This is a genomic window from Chryseobacterium carnipullorum (genome assembly GCF_003815695.1).
GTDB lineage: Bacteria > Bacteroidota > Bacteroidia > Flavobacteriales > Weeksellaceae > Chryseobacterium > Chryseobacterium carnipullorum.
This window is the reverse complement of sequence record NZ_CP033920.1, coordinates 453,934-473,415: the sequence shown is the minus strand read 5'-3', so window position 1 is coordinate 473,415 and position 19,482 is coordinate 453,934. Positions and strand designations below refer to the sequence as shown.

Below are 19,482 nucleotides of genomic sequence, written 5' to 3'. Positions count from 1 at the left end.
AGAAAAATCAAAATAAATCTTTAAGTCCGACAACCACCAACAGACAAAAAACAACCAAACCTATGATTATCACTTTTGCCACCCAAAAAGGAGGAACCGGAAAAACAACGTTGGCCATTGCTTTTGCCAATTACATTTCCTCCATATCAGGAAGGAAAATCAATGTTTTTGATTTTGATTATCAGAAATCATTCTACTACAAATGGAAAGAAGATGAAGTACTGGATGTTCCAAAATTGTATGATGTAGAAATTATCGACGAAGATAATGAACAGCCTTTTTCAGACTTTGAGACCCTCATTAATTTGAAAGAAAGCGATGAAATTAACCTATTTGATTTGGCGGGAACACTCGATGCAAAATACAGCGATTTGCTGATTTACAGTGATTTTATCGTGATCCCTTTTGAATATTCCGATGTTTCTGTAAAATCGACTTTGGTCTTCATCAATATGCTGGGACTACTGGAAAGTGAGGCCGAAAGAATATTTATCCGTTCCAAATATGATAAAGGTTACAAGTATCTGAATCAGGAAGCAATGGACATTGAGCTCGCAAAATATGGAATGCTGCTGCCAAGTCCGGTATTCAAAAGAAACTGCCTGCAAACTATTAACACCAGAAGCCTGATAGGCAAGCAAAAATATGCAGTAGAACATACATTCGATGAACTTATAAAATATATCAATAAAACCTCAAAAATCAAAATACAAGTGATTAAAAAGAAGGAAAAAATCAAAGACTCAATACCAACAAACGACAACGATTGACTGACAACTAAATCAATAAAAAATGATAAAAATTTCACTTACTATTCTGGCTGTTTACCTGATATATTATGCGGGTAATATTTTATATGATCTGTTTCTCAAAAAAGAAAAGGGGGTCTATAAAGAGGAGACGGAGGAATTTTCTTTATCCGAAATTTCCGGGCAGTACGAAGAACTTACGGCAATTATTGGGATTGAAGATGTAGAAAACATCAACACTCCAAAATCCTTTAGTAAAAATCAAATCCATTCCGATTCCGCTGAAACAAAAGACGAAAGACAGGATCTGGAGTATTTGAGGGAACAATTTGAATCTGAACAAGATTTGGATGAGTTGGACAATCCATCAAAAATGGATTTTACAGAAACTGAAAACCAATCACATCCTGAAAAAGCTGAATCAAGCGAAGAGTATCTTAACCAGAGCGAAAAAATATCGACCGAAAAGGAAAGCCAAAAACCTGGCGAAGGCATTCAGCATAGCCCAATTACAGTCAAGGCAGATCAGGAAGCTTCAAGGATAAAAGAATGGAAGACGATGCTCAATCTTTCTGAAACATTGGTTCAACTGGTTGCAAACTACAATGGATATAAAGTTTATCAATCCACGATGTAATTAGCCAACTTAATCAATAGCTAACGTATTGATTATAGGACTTAACAACGGATTTCAATCCGTTGTCCGGGACTTCTATGCCCAAAATTTAACACACACACTTTATTATTAACCCTTTATAAAATTTTTGAATTAAGATGAAAAATTTTTTCACAAAAAACGTGACCACGAAAAAAGTTTTAACCCTAGCCTTGGTCATTATGGCGATAACCCCCGCATTTGCTCAAGGAGGAGCAACCGCTATCTCGAATGCAGCAAGTGATATCAGAGATTATTGGGATCCCGTAAAGCTGATTTTAAAAGCCGTTGGTGGACTAGTCGGTTTCATTGGAGGCCTTAGGGTGTACAACAAATGGACGAATGGCGACCAGGATGTCAACAAAGAAATTCTCGGTTATGGAGGAGCGATGATTTTCTTAATTGTAGTTCCGGAATTCGTAACAGCATTCTTTGCCTAATATGGGATTCTATCTCTACAAGGGGCTGAAAAAGCCTCTTGTATTCTTCGGACTCAAGGGGAAATACATCTTTTATGCGGTAGGTGTTATCGGAGGAGGAGTAATCTCAGCATTGGTATTATCCAAATTCGGATTACTGGGTTCATTACTTGGTCTTGCAGTCACTGCGGGAGGTGTTTATTTCATCTTCAAAAGACAGGACAAATATGGTTTGTATGACAAAACCAAAAATTTCAATCAGATTTTAATCTTCCCTAAAAGGTTGAACAACAAAAGATTTTAGCAAAATGGCACAGACAAAAAAACAAGCATTTAGCATTCCATTTATCGGATATGATTATGCAAAAGATTCGGGTTGGGATTTTGATGTTCTTTTCGGACAATACGGAAACCCTATCATTGGAATCAAGATAAAAAATATTGTAGAACAATATTCCGCAGATCCGGATACTTATCTCAATTTTCACACGGTCTTAAATCAGGTGGTATCGATCATTGGAGAAGGGAGAATTGTTCAAAAATTAGATATTTTTTCTAAGAAAAAATATACAGCAGAGCAATCCAACCAATTTCTACAACAAAAATATTCCGAACATTTTGATGGAAGGCTTTTCAAAACCATTGAAACCGTGCTTTTCTTTACGGATATTATTGATGACAAGCTGAAAAAGAAAAACAAACACTATCAATTTTCAGAAAAAAGCTATAAAGAACTTAGAGACAAATGCCAAAAAGTATTGATGCTTTTGAAACAGAGTGATTGTGAACCTCAGTTTTTATTCGAGAAAGATTTTGAATACTATATTTCAGGAGTTTTGTCAATGCAGTTTTCCGAATCTCCAACATTTGATAATTTAAAAAGCACCAACGAATTTTTACAAATAGGAAATAGGTTTATAAAAAACATTTCATACGTTGATGTAGAAAACATTGATTTACCCTCAGAAATTGAACCTTACTCTATTCTTGGAGGAAACGGTGCCGCAGCTGAAACGGCAGTGGATAATTTTAGTTTTATCAATGAACTGGAAGACTACGAAACGATTGTTTATAATCAGATTATTACCATTCCGCCACAAGCACAACAACAAAGGGAACTCGATAAGAAAAAGAAAAAACACGAAGGAGCAGCCAATAACTCTCCGTCAAATGCGATTATCGCAGAAGAAATTCAGACGCTACTTCATAATATAGCCATTGATGGACAGCTTGTTGTCAATGCCCATTTTTCAATCCTTTTTTCCGCAGAAACTCTGGAGAAAATGGAAAACATTCAGTCGATGATAGAAAACAAGCTATTTACGAAAGGAATCATTGTTTCTAAAAATGCCTACAACCAGTTGGAACTCTTTCGGTCAGCGATTCCCGGCAACGGAACTGAACTCAGGGAGTACGATTTATTTATGACGACAAGCGAAGCGGCCTTGTGTTTTTTTTTTAAAGAAAGTTACCCCGTCAATGAAGAATCCAATTTCTACCTGAGATTTACAGACAGACAAGGCGTTCCACTAAAAGTAGATCCTTCGGATTTACCGATGAAAACAGGAAGAATAAACAACAGGAACAAGTTTGTATTAGGACCTAGTGGATCAGGCAAGAGTTTTTTAATGAATAATATCATCGAACAGTATCTTACGTATAACTATGATGTGGTTATTGTTGATACAGGAGATTCCTATTCGGGAACCTGTAAATATAAGGGCGGAAGATACATCCAATACACAGAAGAAAAACCGATTACGATGAATCCTTTTTTGATGGATAAAAAGGAATTTAATATCGAGAAAATTGAATTTTTAACCAATTTGATATTCCTGATCTGGCAAGGTCCCGATTCTTCGATGTCATCCGCACAAAAATCCATTTTAGATAATGTATTGATGTCCTATTATCACGGGTATTTCAACTCTGGAACGCCGTGGTATGATAATAAAACTTCTGAAGAACTCATTTTATATCTGAGTAAGTACAACATTCACGAAGATGATCTATTCACAGAATATGAAAATGAAGCCAAAGGGCAGCATACTTATTATGATATTTTAGGAATTAATTTCGATGCCAGTTCCGATGAAATAAAAGAAGCCGGAAGAAAATTGTTGAAATTTTATCACCCCGATAAGAACATCAATAATCCGGAATATGAAAGTGAAAATTTTTATAAAGTGTATGAAGCTTACGACACGCTGAACGATGAAGAAAGAAGGAAAATATACAATGAGACCCAATTAATTTTAATCAAGTCGAATGACATCATCAAGCAACCCAGATCATCTGAAGAATGGAACGAATCTTTTAGAAAAGCCATTATCAGAAAAATCAAAGAATTAGAGGAAAAGCTGATTATAACAGAGCTTTCCTTTAATGGATTTTATGATTACTGTGATCAATTTCTTCCTATTTACTTAAATAATAAGAAACACCATATCATAGAAAAGGAATTTAATCTGCGCACCTTTTTGTTTGTACTGAAAGATTTTTACAAAGGCGGCAGGTACGGAACGACTCTAAATGAAAGTGCCGATAATACGCTGTTCGATGAACCATTCATCGTTTTTGAAATTGATAATGTAAAGGACAACCCGAAGCTGTTTCCGATTGTAACGCTCATTATTATGGACACATTCATTCAGAAAATGAGGTTAAGAAAAGACCGGAGAAAAGCCTTAATAATTGAGGAAGCGTGGAAGGCAATTGCGAGTAAATTGATGGGAGGATATATCCTTTATTTATACAAAACGGTAAGGAAATTTTGGGGAGAAGCCGTAGTGGTAACGCAGGAATTGGATGACATTATTGGAAATGCGGTGGTAAAAGATTCCATCATCAATAATTCGGATACGTTCATTTTGCTTGACCAAACGAAATTCAAAGACAACTTTGACCGCATAGCGGCTTTATTATCCCTAAATAAGGTTGAACAGAACAAGATTTTCACCATCAATAATCTGAATAACAAATTCGGGAGAAGCCGATTTAAAGAATTTTACCTGAAACGAGGCTCAAAAGGCGAAGTGTATGGAAATGAGGTTTCCCTTGAACAATATTTGACTTATACCACGGAAAAGCCGGAAAAATCAGCCGTTGAATATTATGTACATCAATATGGGGACTACGATGAAGCATTACGCAGAATAGTTGACGATTTAAAAATCTTCGGAGACAGTCTTGAAAACCTTGTGTCACTCGTGAATCTATATCAAAATCCTTTAGATGATAAAATAAATTCTTTTTACAAAATAATGAAAAAACAGCACAAAGGGAAGAATGTTTTTAAAATCATCTCACAGCAATTAGAAGACCGTAATATCAGTTTTTCAGAATTAATAAACAAACAGCAATATGAAAAAGTTTAGCATTCTATTTTTAGGATTTGGAAGTTTACTGTATGCTCAAAACACCTACATAGACCCAACGGTAACGGCAGCGATGATTCTCTATTCTGAAAATCTAAAAGCCAAACAGAATGAAGTCATTGAAGAAACTTCAAAATTAAAAGATGCGCAAACCTGGGTCGGAACACAGATGGTTGCAGCCAATGGCATTCAGAATAAAATTTTGAAAGGCTTAAAAGAGGTTTCAGGTACACTACAAAACGGAATCCAGGCACAAGAAATTTACTCTGAACTCAATAAATGCTACAATTATTCATCACAAATTGTGCAATTAGCATCAGAACATCCGGAGTATGCCATTTTTGGAGTTAAAGCTTCACAAAAAACGTATGAGCAAAGTCTCAAGATAGTGACCGATGTTTCTGATATTCTCGCATCCGGAGAACTCAATCTGGCTACCGCAGGAGACCGATATAAAATCCTGCATAATATTTCCGGTAATGTCAAAAATCTGAAACTATGGCTTTTGGCGATTAAATTAAGACTGGAAAAAGCCAACCGACTAGGATTTTGGAATTCAATAAATCCGTTTGCAGGATACATTAATACCGATAAAGGGATTGTTGAAAATATAATGAACAGATACAAACGGAATTTTTAAGACCAAAAGATGAAAAAGAAAATTGTTGTCAGTTTGCTTATTCCTGTAGTTTATTTTGTGTTGACATCTTCCGGTGGCGGTTCTACACCGGCTTGGCAACAGGAAAATGTATCATTTCCGATGATGGATATAGAAATCAATGCCACAATGAAAGAACACGATCGGCAAAAAGAAATGCGACAAAAACAAACTGCTAATGCCACCGTAGAAACCGCCAATAGAACCCAGTGGAACAGTTTCAAAGACAAAATTACCAAGATACAAGACAGGCTTCGGATTGTTTCATTTGCTATTCAAGCCATACCGACAGGAATTGCAATGAGCAGGGAAATAACGAAAATAACAAACAATCAAACCGCTATTATCAATGAAATAAATGATGCTCCTTATTCAATTATAGCCGTTTTGCCTTCTCAGGTTCAGTTTGTTGATGACTTACAAATGGTAACACGGTTAGTGATGGGGATTGTGATTTCTTACGGAGCCATCAATCAAATGGAGAAATCAGAACGTAAAGTATTATTAGACTATGCTTTAGGCGAAGTAAAGGCAATAAGCAGAAATTCTACGCATATGCTTTTGAAAATTAGAGATATAAAAGCCAAAGTAAACCGTAACAAAAGAGCCTTTCAATATTATGTCAACAGAGATAAGCAAGTAGTTGAAAGCATTATGGATAACATCAAATCCTTTTAAAAATGAAGAAAATAGTAACCTTTGGAATATTAGCGTTTTCAGGAATCACGGTTAATAGCCAGCAACTCGTTATCAATGATAAACTCCTGTCACAAATCACCGTAAACCACGGCGTCCGATTGGGAAGCGAGCAGACTTTTCTGGATTCCTATGAAAAACAAAAAGAATTGTATGATGATATCAACAATAAAATAACGCAAATCATTGCGATTCAGGAGTACATCTATCAACAATTGAAAAATGTTAATTCAGCGCTTACCCAGAGCAAAAAACTCATCTACCTGTATCAATATTTGGGTAAAATAGTGAGCAACTCCAATAAAATGCTGGATTTATCCGCACAGCATCCTGAATATTCCGTACTCATTTCAAAATATTACATAGAAATTGGAAAACAGACTTTGAAGCTTCAGCAGGAAGTTACCGGGGATATTCTCAATGAAGACAAAGACTTTCTGATGGATGCAATGGATAGGGAGATGCTGATTGAGAAGATCTTTACCCGGGTAAGAAATATTAATGGAAATATTCTGTACATCAATCTACGATTAGAGAATGCCAAGAAGATCCCTTACCTGTATCAGGTTCTGGTGCTTCGCAATTACATCAATATCGACAAAGCTATTGTTGGCGACATCATCACTAAATACAACCACATCTTTAATTAAAAAATCATGAAAAATCTACTAAAAAAAATCAGCCTATTTCAGTTCCTCTTGATTGCAGTCTCATTGTTTGGACAATTGAGTGTAAAGAGATTAAATGACCCGTCAATTGTTGCGCAGCATAAAAGAATGGTCTTTCAAGATTGGGGAGATTGGAGACCTTATCCAAAATACTTCTTAGGAATTCAAACCAATTTTGCCTACGCTACAGTCTGGGGAATTTGGGCTCCAAAAATCAACAGGGATTATAAAGATGGCGAAGACATTAGACCATTAAAACCTACTGGAGTTCAAAATCAAAGATTTGCCCAGTTAAAGTTTCAGGAGGAAGAAGCAAAAAAAATAAAAGCAGCATCCGACACTATTCATAAAAGAAGCGTTCAGGATTTTGCCCATTGGACTTCCGCCACCGTTGATGCAGATCCTCTTTGGTTATTGTATTACAAAAGAATGCTAAAACCCATTACCGAATTTCCCGATACCCCTCAAAATTTTTTAGAATGGAGGTTGAAAGACCAGCAAACATTTGAAACATTGAGCACCACGGGCACCATAAGACGGCTTCAGGAGGAATTGGATCTCATCAAAGAAAAGTACGTAATGTCCAGAAGTATGGATATGCCAAGAGGAAAACGATTCATTATGTACCACGAAACCCTTATCAAATGGAGAAAATTTGTTCAGGAATTAAAGAAGCACAATAATAAGACGACACTTCTTTTGGACTACAAGAATATTCTGAAAAACCATTCAAATTATGCGTTACCACCTGCGTGGACACCCGCATCAGACCAGCAAATTGTTCAAAATATGATGCAACACTATAAACACAAATATTAAAATGAATAAAATACTGACTTTATCTTTTTGCTTATTAGCAATTCTTTTACCTGTAATGGGTTTTGCCCAGACAGATAGCGATTACAGTAATTTACTCCAATTTTTAAAGGGAGATGGCGCCTTTGAGAAGTGGTTTATGGAGGTTTTTACCAAATTGGACAACAGTGTGCAAGATAGTGCCGCCGGTTCCGCTTTGGTAGGAAAAGCAATTGGAGGTTTAGGCGCTTTAATGTACCTCGGATATATGGGTTGGCAAATGGCGGCCGGAGATCGTGAATGGGAAATCACCCCCATGCTGAAACCCATTCTCATCGGATTTACGCTTGTTTACTGGAGTGGATTTGTCAGCCTTATCCAAGCACCATTTGAGGCAATTGCCGAACCCGGAATTTCAATTTTCAGCGAAATAGAATCGGAAGTCAATGATTTACGGGTCGAGAGATTTAAAAAGCAGCAACAATTGCTTGATGCCGTCATAAAACTGAAAGCGGAAGAAGATGCCAAACAGGAAGTCATTGAGAATACCACTGAAGATGCCGATGACTCGTGGTTTGACATCAGTGAGGGATTAGATAAATTAATTCAACCCATTAAAGAATGGCAAATCAGAATGCAATTTCAGATGCAAAAATTAGCCGCAGAACTCATAGAATTTGTCTGCCTTTCCATCCTTCGGATTTGTGTTTATCTTATTTTCTTCATCCAAAAAATATGGTCTTACATTTTAATTATTTTAGGACCCATAGCCGTAGGAATGGCTCTTATTCCCGGATTTGAAAATTCTTTATACAGTTGGGTATCCAAATTTATCAATATCAATCTGTACACTTTTGTTGCCTATACCATTATCAACATCGGTCAGCAACTCATCGCTTCCGGGTACGAGATGGAAATAGAAAGATACGACACCTTATTATCAAACGGAACGATCACCAACTTAGACGCTTTGATGGTCTATGTGAGTAATTCCGGTATGATCTACAACCAACTTTTTACCTGTGTTGCTTATGTTGTGACAGGCATTGGTGTACTGATGACCCCAACCATTGCAGATTCAATAGTTTCAGCCGGAGGAGCAGGAGCAATGACTAAAATGAAAAATGCAGCAGGAAAAATGGCGAGTAGTGCAAAAACAGCAATCTTGGCTGCCAAAACAGGAGGTGCTTCTGTAGCAGCAGCCACAGCAAAAAGTGCGGCAGCAGGTTCAGCATCGGGAAGAGTTCAGGAAGCGATGAAAAACGGAAAATAATCTCAAAAAAATACCACAACAAAATGCTTATTAAAAATATAGAACAAAGAATTAAAATCAACAAGGTTGTTTCATTATCTACCATTGCTTTTGCCGTTTTCATTGTCATTGCCGGATTTTTCTTTGCGTACAGAATGATTGAGGATTCCAGAAAATCAATTTACATTTTAGACAATGGCGTTCCGGTTCTTGCCAAGCAAACGGACGTACTACTGAATCGACCTGTTGAATACAAAGCGCAAATAGAACTTTTCCACCGATTGTTTTTCACGCTCGCACCAGATGATACCTATATCAAGGATAATATTCAAAAGTCATTGTATCTGATTGATGACAGCGGAAAGAAAGAATATACGAACCTAAAGGAAAAAGGATTTTACAATCAGATCATCGCCTCCAGTTCGATGGTAAGTATCCATACCGATTCAATTGCACTCAATATGGAACAGAAGAAATTCTCTTTTTTCGGGAAACAAATGATCACAAGAAAATCCTCTGTCATTACCAGAATGCTCATAACCGAAGGTTTCTTTGAAGACATCATCAGAAGTCCCAATAATCCTCACGGTGTGATTCTTAAAAACTGGCGAATCATCAATAACGAAGAACTATCCAATCAAAACAAAAACTCTTACTAAAATGAATACGACATTAAAACAAAAGGGTCAGAAATGGCTACAGTGGGCAGTTCAAAATCCAAAGAAATTCTTCACGTATTCAATGATTCTACTGTCGGTTTCATTTATTGGGTCTCTCATTCAAGGTGTCTTTTTTCCTTCCGAAACGGCTTTCAAAATAAGGCCTCCTGTTCTCTATTCAAAAAGTAAGATGAGTCAAAATCCATCCTTAAATAATGATAAAGAGATGGAGAAGATTGTGAACGAACTGAAAACTTTAAAAGTAAAAAGAGACCAAAACGCTCTTGAAAAAGAAGACAGCTTACGAATTGACTACTTGTTTAACCAATACCAAAAACTAAAAAATGGACATTAAAAAAATAAATTTTAAAGAAAAAAAATATGTTTTGCCGCTTTTGGCTCTGCCATTTCTTTTTCTTTTCGGCTATGTAGGCGCGCAGTTTGTCAAAGAGGACACTTCTGAAAAAGACAAGCCAAAAGAATTGTCAATATCACTCGGAGATACGCAGGATTCTATTATGAGCAAAAATGATGCATATGATGCTTTTTTCAAAAAAGAGGATAACAGAACAATGCTTGGTGGATTGGACAAAGAAGAAGACAGTTTATTGAACTATGATGACCAGTTGTCATTAGCGCAAAAAAGAAAAATAGATTCACTAAAAGCAGTCAATAGCAGACAAAACGGATACCAGGCAAAAGGAAATCAATCCTCCTATTACAAACCAAATCAATCACAAAGGGACGATAAAGATTACAACAGATCATCTGAAATCATCAAAATGCTGAATGACAAATCCTACGGAAACCAAGAAGATAAATACACTGATACACCTAAAGAAAAGACACAAAGTGTCCAACCGGATCCTGTAAAATATTTAAAAGAACAAATGCTCGTGATCGATTCTTTAGAAAAATCCCGTGATCCTGAGTACCAAAGTAAACTCGCAGCAGAAAAAAAACTGAAGTCCAATAAAGACAAGTTGGAAGATTTTCTTAATTCAACTTTCAATGTCAGTAAATCCGGTATTAACAGTGGTTTCAATGCTTTCTATAAGGAGAAAGAAAACAGTTTTATCAAAGCGGTAATTGACGAAAACAACAAAGGATTTTTAGGAAGCAGGATCAGGTTTCGCCTGTTGGAAGACATCTTTGTTGGAAACAAAAAAATAATAAAAGGCTCGATTTTATACGGACAAATCTCAGGATTTTCAATGCAAAGAGTCAATCTCAATATTGTTTCGGTCTTTACCAAAGGAGAAATCTATCCTGTCAATCTTTCGATTTATGATGTAGACGGGATGAAAGGATTATACGTTCCGCAGAGTGTTTTCAGAGATATGGTGCGAGAAATGGGAAGTAATTCTGTACAAGGAACACAGATGGATATGGGCGGAAAAGGATTCTTCTCAAGTATTGGAACCAGCCTGTTTACTTCAACCTCTAAATCCATTGCCAATCTCATCAAAGAGAACAAGGCAAAACTAAAATACAATTCATATGTGTTTTTAATCGACGAAAAACAACTGAAAGATTCACAAAACCAACAAAAAAAATAAAAAAAATGAGAGTTACTTTATATATCCTTTTACTATTCTTTGCCAATTTTTTAACTGCACAAACAGCAACCAAAGAACAGATCATTTCCGACTTACCGGAGATTGAAATTACCGAAGGCATCAACCTTCATATTATTTCGCCGGAACCGATTCAATACGTCGATTTATCTACGGAAAAACTTACGGGAGATTTACCCACTACCAATATTGCCAGGATAAAAATCACCGACAATCATTATTCTGACGAGAAGGGGAAAATTAAAATGCCTACTGCATTTTCCAATGGAACTCAAATTGGAATTATTACGGTTGTTGCTCAGTCTTTCATCGCACAGTACAAAGTAGTTTACAGAAATCAAGACAATCTAAATACGATTACCAATATTCACATACAACCCGAAGCGATGCAGCCCATAGAATTTGATAAAATGGTTTTTTCAAATCTTGAACTGAGAAAATTTGCAATGGATATTATTCAAAAAAAATCTGAGAAAAATCCGATTAGGGAAGAAAAAAATCTGAAACTCAGCTTTCAACTCAATAATGTATATGTGATAAGTGATTATATTTTTTTAGATATGACCATAAAAAATAATTCTAATCTGAGCTACGATATTGAGGATTTGAAATTTTCCTTAGAAGACAAAAAAATTCACAAAGCAACCAACAACCAAAGTGTAGATCTGACTCCCATTTTGCAACTGAATCCTCAAAAACATTTCAGGAAAAATTTCAGAAATATTTATGTTTTCAAAAAATTTACTTACCCAAACAGTAAGGTAATGATGATTCGTCTCATTGAAGAACAACTATCGGGGCGCACTATTGAAATGAAGGTGAACTATTCTGAAATTCTTAAAGCCGATACTTTTTAATTATTATGGAATCAACATTATTAATCATTGCACTCCTTCTTTTTTGTTTTTCTCTATTACTCTTCTTGTCTTCTTTATTAATGGTACATCACTACAAAAAAGTTGCAATTAAGGTAAAGCAAGATATTATAGAAACAAATTTGAAAATAGCTGAAACGCACAAATATTTTGAAAGACTTGATAAGATAAAAGAAGATTTTGACAAGTCAAAAATCCAATTAAAAGCTTTAGAATATTTTAGAACCTCATTGGGACAATTTTCACAAAATTAAGATCATGCAAGAACAACAACATCAAATAAAGATTTATGGCTTTCTTCAAAAAGCAGTGTATGCTGTCGTTGTGTTAGATTGTGCTTCGCTTTTTTACCTTAATGCCGATGTTCCGGTAGTATCCAACTTATTGAAAAATTTTTCAAAGTTGAGTTTTATTTATCCTCCTGTCAATGCCAAGTTTGCAACATTGATTTTGATTGGATTAGTAGCTGTCGGAACAAAAGCCAAGAAAAAGAAAGACCTCAATATTAGTACAGAAATTATCGTCCCTATGATTTTAGGATTGCTGATGATTTTCTCTTCACTGGTGTGGCAAAATGAGGCAGGAAATGCAAAACTTCCAAAAGTATTTCCAGGCTTCAATCTCTATCAGGTAATTTACGCCGTACTCTCTTTCTTAGGAGCCGTTATTCTTCAAATGGGTGCAGACAGTATTTCAAAACTGGTGCAGCAGAAAATGGGAAAAGACCGGTGGAATGTTGAAGAAGAATCTTTCGATCAAAATCGAGAATTAATAAACACTGATACTTCGATTAACATTCCTTATATCTTCAGATATAACAATAAGACATATGAAGGGTACATTAATATTGATCCTTTTAGAGGAACGATGGTCATCGGAACACCGGGTTCCGGGAAGTCGTTTGGTGTCATTAATCCTTCAATAAGACAAATGATAGCCAAAGGTTTTTGCCTCTGCATCTACGATTTTAAATTCCCGGATTTAGCCCAAATTGCATACTACCATTATTTGTTGAAAAAAAGTAAGGAATCCGACTACGATTACCATTTCCACGTCATCAACCTGAATGAAGTTGAAAAATCAAAACGAGTTAACCCGTTTCATAAAAAGTATATCCAAACTTTGGCAGAAGCGCAGGAAATGGCAGAATCAATGGTATCATCTTTACAAAAAGGAGGGTCGAGCTCAGGAGGAGGTTCTGAAGCTTTCTTTACCCAATCTGCGATCAATTTCCTTTCATCCTGCATTTATTTTTTTGCAACATTCGAAAATGGAAAATATTCGGATTTGCCTCATATTCTTTCTTTTATGAACAGAAGTTATAAAGAAATTTTTGATACTCTTTTTACCAATGAAGAAATTTTCTCTTTGCTTTCGCCTTTCAAAACGGCTTATGACAACAAAGCTTTTGACCAATTGGAAGGACAGGTTGGAACACTTAAGATTTTCCTTTCCCGCTTGGCGACTAAAGAAAGTTTTTGGGTGTTTTCCGGCGATGAAGTGGAATTGAAGATAACCGACAGAGATAATCCTTCCATTATTATTCTGGCATCAGACCCAGGGACACAAGACATTAATTCGGCGCTTTATTCTTCAGTATTAAACAGGACGTTGAGATTAATTAACTCCAAACACAATTTACCCGGAGGAATTATCGCAGACGAATTTCCGACGATTTATATTCATAAAATTGATAACATCGTAGCAACCGCACGAAGCAACAGGGTTGCTGTAATGCTTGGATTACAGGAAATTCCGCAGCTCCGGCAATTCTACAAAAAAGAAGTTGCTGATACGATTTCTGCAATTGTTGGAAATATTCTTTCCGGGTCTGCAAGAGACAAAAATACACTCGATTGGTTGGAAAAACTATTTGGGAAAATTAAACAGAAGTCATACTCACAATCCATTTCCCAACAAGGAACAACGACCAGTATTAATGAAAAAATGGATAATATGATTCCTGCCGGAAAAATTGCGGCTCTGAAAACCGGAGAAATGGTTGGAATGATCGCACAGGGAGAGGGAAATGATGCTGAGGAATATAAAACGTCTGCAATTAGAGGTAAAATTAATTTGGATATGAAAGCCATTCAAGAGGAAGAAAGCAACTACGTGAAAATGCCTTCTTATTATTCTTTTGTGGATAAAAAAGGGGTTAACCGAAAAGAAGAAGTGTTGATGACCAACTTTAGAAAGATCAATAAAGAAGTGGAACTCATTGTGAATGAAAATATTAAAGCTGCATAAAATGAAAAAACTAAAATCAAAATACACATTTACTTTGATGGTACTGTTTTACAGTTGCTTATCATCTGCGCAATTCAATACGATTACAGCAACAGTACCGAAAAAATCTGAAAATCCAAAAGCATCTGAGAAATTGAATATCGAAGAGCCATTAAAACAAAAAAAGGATAAAAAATCATGGAAACAAGTTTTAAATATCACCACAAAATCGGATTTAAAAAATGAAATAGATTCCTTGAAAACTTTAATTAAAGAATATAGCAGTGTGAAAGAAGTAAGAAAAAATGAGTTTGAAAAATTGAAGGATTCTTTGATCCTGCTAACACAGCATAAACTGGAAGAGAAAAAGCAATCATCAAAAAAACTAAACTCATTGGCTACTTATGATTTTGTTGAAGAACCGGAAGCCTATTTGTCAAAAATTGTGATGCCCCTTAAAAACAAAATTACAGTTACATCTTCCTACGGAACAAGAATGCATCCTATTTTCGGAACAAAAAAAATGCACAATGGCATCGACCTAAAAGCCGGTTATGAAAATGTGTATTCTGTAATGGACGGAGTCATTACTTCGGCTGGATGGGATTCTAAAGGCGGAGGAAATTTCATAAAAGTAAAACATTTTGAACGTTTCGAAACCTCGTACCTACATCTCTCAGAAATATATTATCGAGCAGGAGAACAAGTAAAAGCCGGCTTTATCATTGGGAAAAGTGGAAACTCAGGAAACTCTACAGGTCCACATCTGCATTTTTCGGTAAAAGAATTCGGACAAAGCATCAATCCTGCTCATTTTTTAAACGACCTCATAAAAGTAAACAATTTAATAGCAAACCATTATGAACACTAACACTTTACCCACAGACGAATTAAAGAAATACGGAATTATTAATGAAGATAATTCTTTCTCTAAAAAACTGAATACAGAGGATATTCAGAAATTTTTGCAAGGATATACCATTGTTGCAGATCACGACAAAAACAGGGCAACTTTTCAGCTTACGGATAATAATTCCAAACTGAAAGTCATCTTTTTAGAAAGAGACAAAAATATTTCTGAAATTCTCGAAAATAGTAAAAATAACATTCAATACACTGATACAGAGAATGTTTCTAAATCTGCAAGCGAATTGAATTTTGAGAAAAAAGCCTTCATTTTCGACAAAGAAACCAATCAAGTTGTGGAGTTTGATTTCATTAAAAACGCAAGAGAATTGACCGCAATTATAGCAGATAAAAAGAATACTGAAGAACTCAATCGTTACAAAACGGAACTTCTAAAACTAAAATCTTTCCTGCAAGATAAAATTGACCAATTCCCCGAAATGGCAAAAGAAATTACGAATGATTTGAATATTGTGTCCAAAGAATTCAATACGGTTGCTGGAATTTCTGAAAAACAAAATCACTCTCAAAAACGGGAGAAATCAGATATTCAATTGAATGTGAATGACCCTGATGTCTATCAGGATGCTAATCGCATTAGAGAGGAGGAAAGCCAGGAGCAGGACGAGGAGATACAAAAGTCACGAGGATTTAGAAGGTAATTAAGAACTTGAAAAAATGGAAAATGAACTAACCTGGATAGATAGGAATATTACTCCAAGAACCGGAGCCTATAAAAATTTTGTAAAAGAAATGGAAAGTACTTCTCCCGAACTATTTTTTCGGGACGGAGAGCGGATGTTTAGCGATAGAGAGAAAAAGTTTATGGCAATTTATCAATCTAAGGGTAAAGAATTTATTCAAGGTTCAAATTTTACATTGAAAACATTTTTTAATTCAAATCCGGATTTCCCTATTGAAGATAAATTTAATAATCCCGTTGAATTAGTCAGATTCATTGAAAAGGAACAGCTAAACAATAAAGTAATGATTCTGCAAAATGCTATGAAATTTACTGAAACAATTATTGACAGCGAAGGAACGAAGCATAAACTACTTTCAGATTTCTGGGCTCAGGAGCTGGAAATAAAAACTGATTTAAGTTCTGGATTAACAAATAAACAAATTGACGAACGCCAGGCTTTTCATTACCGCAATTATGAGCGTGAATCTAAAATGTTAGGGATAGAAGTTACTCCTTTTAATGAAATAGGAATTAAAGCATTGGCTGATAAATTACAAAGTCATTACGAAATAAATGAAGAACCGACTTGGAATTTTTCTAATCCTTATGGGTTTGAAGTTTTAAAAGCGGCAATAGAAGTCTCTCATATGAGGGAAGACGTGAAAAATGCAATATTTAACTACTTACAAACTTTTCCCCCAATGCTTCCGGAAAGAGAAAATTATTTCGACGGTAGTTACGATCAAGGTCAGAGTGATTATGAAAGAGCTCTGGAAAATTATGAAACTAAGAAAGAGCCTGAGTATATTGATAAAATTACTTCAATAGAAAAAATTCTTGTTGAAAATAATATTGCACTCGATAAATTGCCAGTACTTGAAGAACTAGAAGCTAGTGAATTTAAATATTTGGTAAAGGAGTTAGAAAAATATTTTTCTAAAGAAATCCAAAATATTATATCCGAAAAACGTGGTATTTTTAATATTGAAACTACTAAGGGCAAACCGGCCAATAATTCTGTTAAAGAATTTAAAGCTCCTACAATAATTGAAGTGCTTGACCTTTCTGATGCACAGAAAAGATTTTTAAAAACAACAGGTGTTCTTCATATTCCACAAAAAAATAGCGAGGATGAATGGAAAGTTAGTTTGACAATTGAGAAAGATGGAAATATTTCAGGAGTGTGGGCAAGTGGTGAGGAATTTACTGTTAAAAAAGAAGATTTGTTTACAGAAAGAAATATAATTCTTAATGATATTAAAGTAACTCCAGAGCAATCTAAGGCTATTTCAGAATATTTTGAGTACAAAACGGGTTCAATAATTCCTCTTACAGATGAACAGTTATCTAAAATACCAGATGTAATTGAAGGTAGGCGAATAACAGATTTTCAAAAATTAGAACTTGCAACCGGAAATTTAGAATTTTCTAATACCGGGACTGAATATTTCATTAAGAATAATAGTATTGTCAAATCACAACTTGATGAAGATTTAATACCGGTTAAAACATTTTTAAAAACAACTGATGTTTCTTTTGATAAAGTACAGGTTAGAGAAAATGATATTCAAATAGTTGGAGGAAAAATAAAGGATATTGCAGCTGAAGCTTTGAAAAATCCTCAATCATTAGAAAAATATGATTCAGTCTCTCAGAGTGTAATTAATAAATACAACGACACCAATGGCGTAGAAACTGACTTGCAAGTTTTGGAAAGTAGTCATAAATCTTTACTAGAGACAGCAGATAAATGGAAGAATGAAATATATAATCCTACTGAATTAAGCCAAGGCAGGACTTTTAGTGAAGTTCAAGAAATGCAGCATTATTTGTCGACTCTTATCGATAATTCTAATAAACGGATTAACACAGAGAAAAGTAAAGGATATATAGAATCTCCAAGTGAAGAATTTCATCTCAACATTAGTGAAATTAAAAATAAACCAAGAGAGCAGCAAAAATTAATGATTCCTGACTTCATAAATAGAAGTTTCTTATCAGATAATCAAAGGGAAAACTTAATTTCAGGGAAGGAGGTTACTTTTTTAGATAAGTACGATGACTTAGATCAAATGTTGCAACTCAAAGACGATGGAAGAATTTCATACTTCTATCCAAGTGGGGAAACTGGCTATTTATTGAATAAAGATGTAAAATTCAGTAATGCAAGAATTGATGGACTTGCAAAAGAAGCTCTACAAAATCCTCTTTATCTGCAAAACTTCGATTACACTACTCAGGACATAGTCAATAAGTATATCTACGAAAATACCAGATACTTTCCAATTTTTGAAAAAGATATTGCTATAGCATATGAACCTAAAATAAGGCAAGATATTGATATATCTACACATTATGTCAATGATGCTAAAACTAATTTAGAGACAAAAAATGGGGATCTATCAATTGACCAAATGAAAAACATCGCTAATTCCCTAGCCGCAAACATTACATTTTTTAAAAATAATATTAACAATCAAAATCCAAACATTATGGAAACACAAAAAGAATTCGATCAGGTTCAATACCTAAAAGACCAGTTAAAATACCTCGGCTTCGGAGAGGGAGAAAAGCTTCACAAAGATCTGGAGAAAGGAATTAAATCTGTCAAACAACAATTTGACATTAAAACGACTTCCGACAAAGCATTGCCCGAAAACAAGGTAGGTTTTATATTGAAATTCAATAAAACCGAAAGCGGAGGCGTTTTTCTCAATTCGTACAACGCAAAATTAACCAATGAAAAGGGCGAAGAAATTTCTCATAATTTTCCGGTAAACAGGGAAAATACATTTACCGCTAAAGAGGCAGTCAATCTTTTGGAAGGCCGTGCCGTGAAAATAGAATTTCAAAATCCCAAAACCGAACAGATGGAGCCCGCATTTGTCAAATTCAATTTCAGTGAGCCAAAAACTGAAAAAGGAAATTATAATTTCCAGAATTTTTACAAAAATTACGGTGTGGATACTGCCAATATCGTTGAAAAATCCAATCTGATCTTTGATAAGCCGGAATATAAAGAGAACACTATAAAATCTCTTGAAAAAGGAAATATTGTCAAAGTCAAATTTGAATTGGAGGATAAAGTGATAGAAGGCAAAGCGGTACTGAATCCTCAATACAAAAACTTGAATCTCTATGATTCCGATATGACCAGGATCAATACAAATAAGCCTTTAGAAGGTTTGGAACAAGATAACAAGCACGAAAAAAACAATGTGAAAGAGCAGAGTATTAAGCGATAGATAAGAAATATAATCATTCATTTATTTCCTAGCGGTA

General features: G+C 35.0%; 19 protein-coding genes. All 19 read left to right on the top strand.

All coding sequences use genetic code 11. The annotated features are described in order from the left end of the window. The first annotated feature begins 62 nt into the window (after nt 1–62). On the top strand, nt 63–770 hold the full coding sequence (locus EG346_RS02240) for a ParA family protein (RefSeq protein ID WP_123876871.1): 708 nt from the start codon (nt 63–65) through the stop codon (nt 768–770). A 22-nt stretch (nt 771–792) separates the two neighbouring features. Next, the gene (locus tag EG346_RS02235) at nt 793–1,386 is read left to right on the top strand and encodes a hypothetical protein (RefSeq protein WP_123876870.1); all 594 of its coding nucleotides are present in this window, start codon (nt 793–795) and stop codon (nt 1,384–1,386) included. A gap of 137 nt (nt 1,387–1,523) precedes the next feature. Next, a complete protein-coding gene (locus tag EG346_RS02230; RefSeq protein ID WP_123876869.1) occupies nt 1,524–1,844 on the top strand; it encodes a DUF4134 domain-containing protein in 321 nt (106 codons plus the stop codon). A gap of 1 nt (nt 1,845) precedes the next feature. Continuing rightward, nucleotides 1,846–2,127 (top strand): DUF4133 domain-containing protein, encoded by a 282-nt coding sequence (locus EG346_RS02225; protein ID WP_123876868.1) that lies wholly within the window; start codon nt 1,846–1,848, stop codon nt 2,125–2,127. A 4-nt stretch (nt 2,128–2,131) separates the two neighbouring features. After that, nucleotides 2,132–5,200, top strand: a complete 3,069-nt coding sequence (locus EG346_RS02220; protein WP_123876867.1) for a TraG family conjugative transposon ATPase — start codon at nt 2,132–2,134, stop codon at nt 5,198–5,200. Beyond that, nucleotides 5,187–5,840: a hypothetical protein gene (locus EG346_RS02215; RefSeq protein ID WP_123876866.1), complete on the top strand. Its 654-nt coding sequence runs from the start codon at nt 5,187–5,189 to the stop codon at nt 5,838–5,840. Before EG346_RS02220 ends, EG346_RS02215 begins: the two co-directional genes overlap by 14 nt. Nucleotides 5,841–5,849: 9 nt before the next feature. Next, a complete protein-coding gene (locus EG346_RS02210; RefSeq protein WP_123876865.1) occupies nt 5,850–6,536 on the top strand; it encodes a hypothetical protein in 687 nt (228 codons plus the stop codon). A gap of 2 nt (nt 6,537–6,538) precedes the next feature. Next, a complete protein-coding gene (locus tag EG346_RS02205; RefSeq protein ID WP_123876864.1) occupies nt 6,539–7,204 on the top strand; it encodes a hypothetical protein in 666 nt (221 codons plus the stop codon). A gap of 6 nt (nt 7,205–7,210) precedes the next feature. After that, on the top strand, nt 7,211–8,041 hold the full coding sequence (locus EG346_RS02200) for a hypothetical protein (protein WP_123876863.1): 831 nt from the start codon (nt 7,211–7,213) through the stop codon (nt 8,039–8,041). A 1-nt stretch (nt 8,042) separates the two neighbouring features. Next, the gene (locus EG346_RS02195; RefSeq protein ID WP_123876862.1) at nt 8,043–9,290 is read left to right on the top strand and encodes a TraJ family protein; all 1,248 of its coding nucleotides are present in this window, start codon (nt 8,043–8,045) and stop codon (nt 9,288–9,290) included. A 23-nt stretch (nt 9,291–9,313) separates the two neighbouring features. Continuing rightward, on the top strand, nt 9,314–9,928 hold the full coding sequence (gene traK / locus EG346_RS02190; protein WP_123876861.1) for a conjugative transposon protein TraK: 615 nt from the start codon (nt 9,314–9,316) through the stop codon (nt 9,926–9,928). Nucleotide 9,929: 1 nt separating this feature from the next. Beyond that, complete coding sequence (locus tag EG346_RS02185; RefSeq protein ID WP_123876860.1) at nt 9,930–10,283, top strand: hypothetical protein; 354 nt, start codon at nt 9,930–9,932, stop codon at nt 10,281–10,283. Beyond that, nucleotides 10,279–11,487, top strand: coding sequence for a conjugative transposon protein TraM (gene traM, locus EG346_RS02180; protein WP_123882544.1), 1,209 nt, complete (start codon nt 10,279–10,281; stop codon nt 11,485–11,487). The genes EG346_RS02185 and traM overlap by 5 nt, the downstream gene beginning before the upstream one ends. 5 nt (nt 11,488–11,492) lie before the next feature. Continuing rightward, nucleotides 11,493–12,362 carry a DUF4138 domain-containing protein gene (locus tag EG346_RS02175; protein ID WP_123876859.1) on the top strand — a complete coding sequence of 290 codons (870 nt, stop codon included), beginning with the start codon at nt 11,493–11,495 and terminating at the stop codon, nt 12,360–12,362. Nucleotides 12,363–12,367: 5 nt separating this feature from the next. Next, on the top strand, nt 12,368–12,634 hold the full coding sequence (locus tag EG346_RS02170; protein ID WP_123876858.1) for a hypothetical protein: 267 nt from the start codon (nt 12,368–12,370) through the stop codon (nt 12,632–12,634). A gap of 4 nt (nt 12,635–12,638) precedes the next feature. Then, on the top strand, nt 12,639–14,630 hold the full coding sequence (locus EG346_RS02165; protein ID WP_123876857.1) for a type IV secretion system DNA-binding domain-containing protein: 1,992 nt from the start codon (nt 12,639–12,641) through the stop codon (nt 14,628–14,630). Nucleotide 14,631: 1 nt separating this feature from the next. Next, nucleotides 14,632–15,480 (top strand): M23 family metallopeptidase, encoded by an 849-nt coding sequence (locus EG346_RS02160; protein WP_228426549.1) that lies wholly within the window; start codon nt 14,632–14,634, stop codon nt 15,478–15,480. After that, entirely contained in the window at nt 15,470–16,177 is a 708-nt protein-coding gene (locus EG346_RS02155) for a hypothetical protein (RefSeq protein WP_123876856.1), read from the top strand. Before EG346_RS02160 ends, EG346_RS02155 begins: the two co-directional genes overlap by 11 nt. 16 nt (nt 16,178–16,193) lie before the next feature. Further along, on the top strand, nt 16,194–19,445 hold the full coding sequence (locus EG346_RS25015; RefSeq protein WP_123876855.1) for a DUF3945 domain-containing protein: 3,252 nt from the start codon (nt 16,194–16,196) through the stop codon (nt 19,443–19,445). The last annotated feature ends 37 nt before the right edge of the window (nt 19,446–19,482 follow it).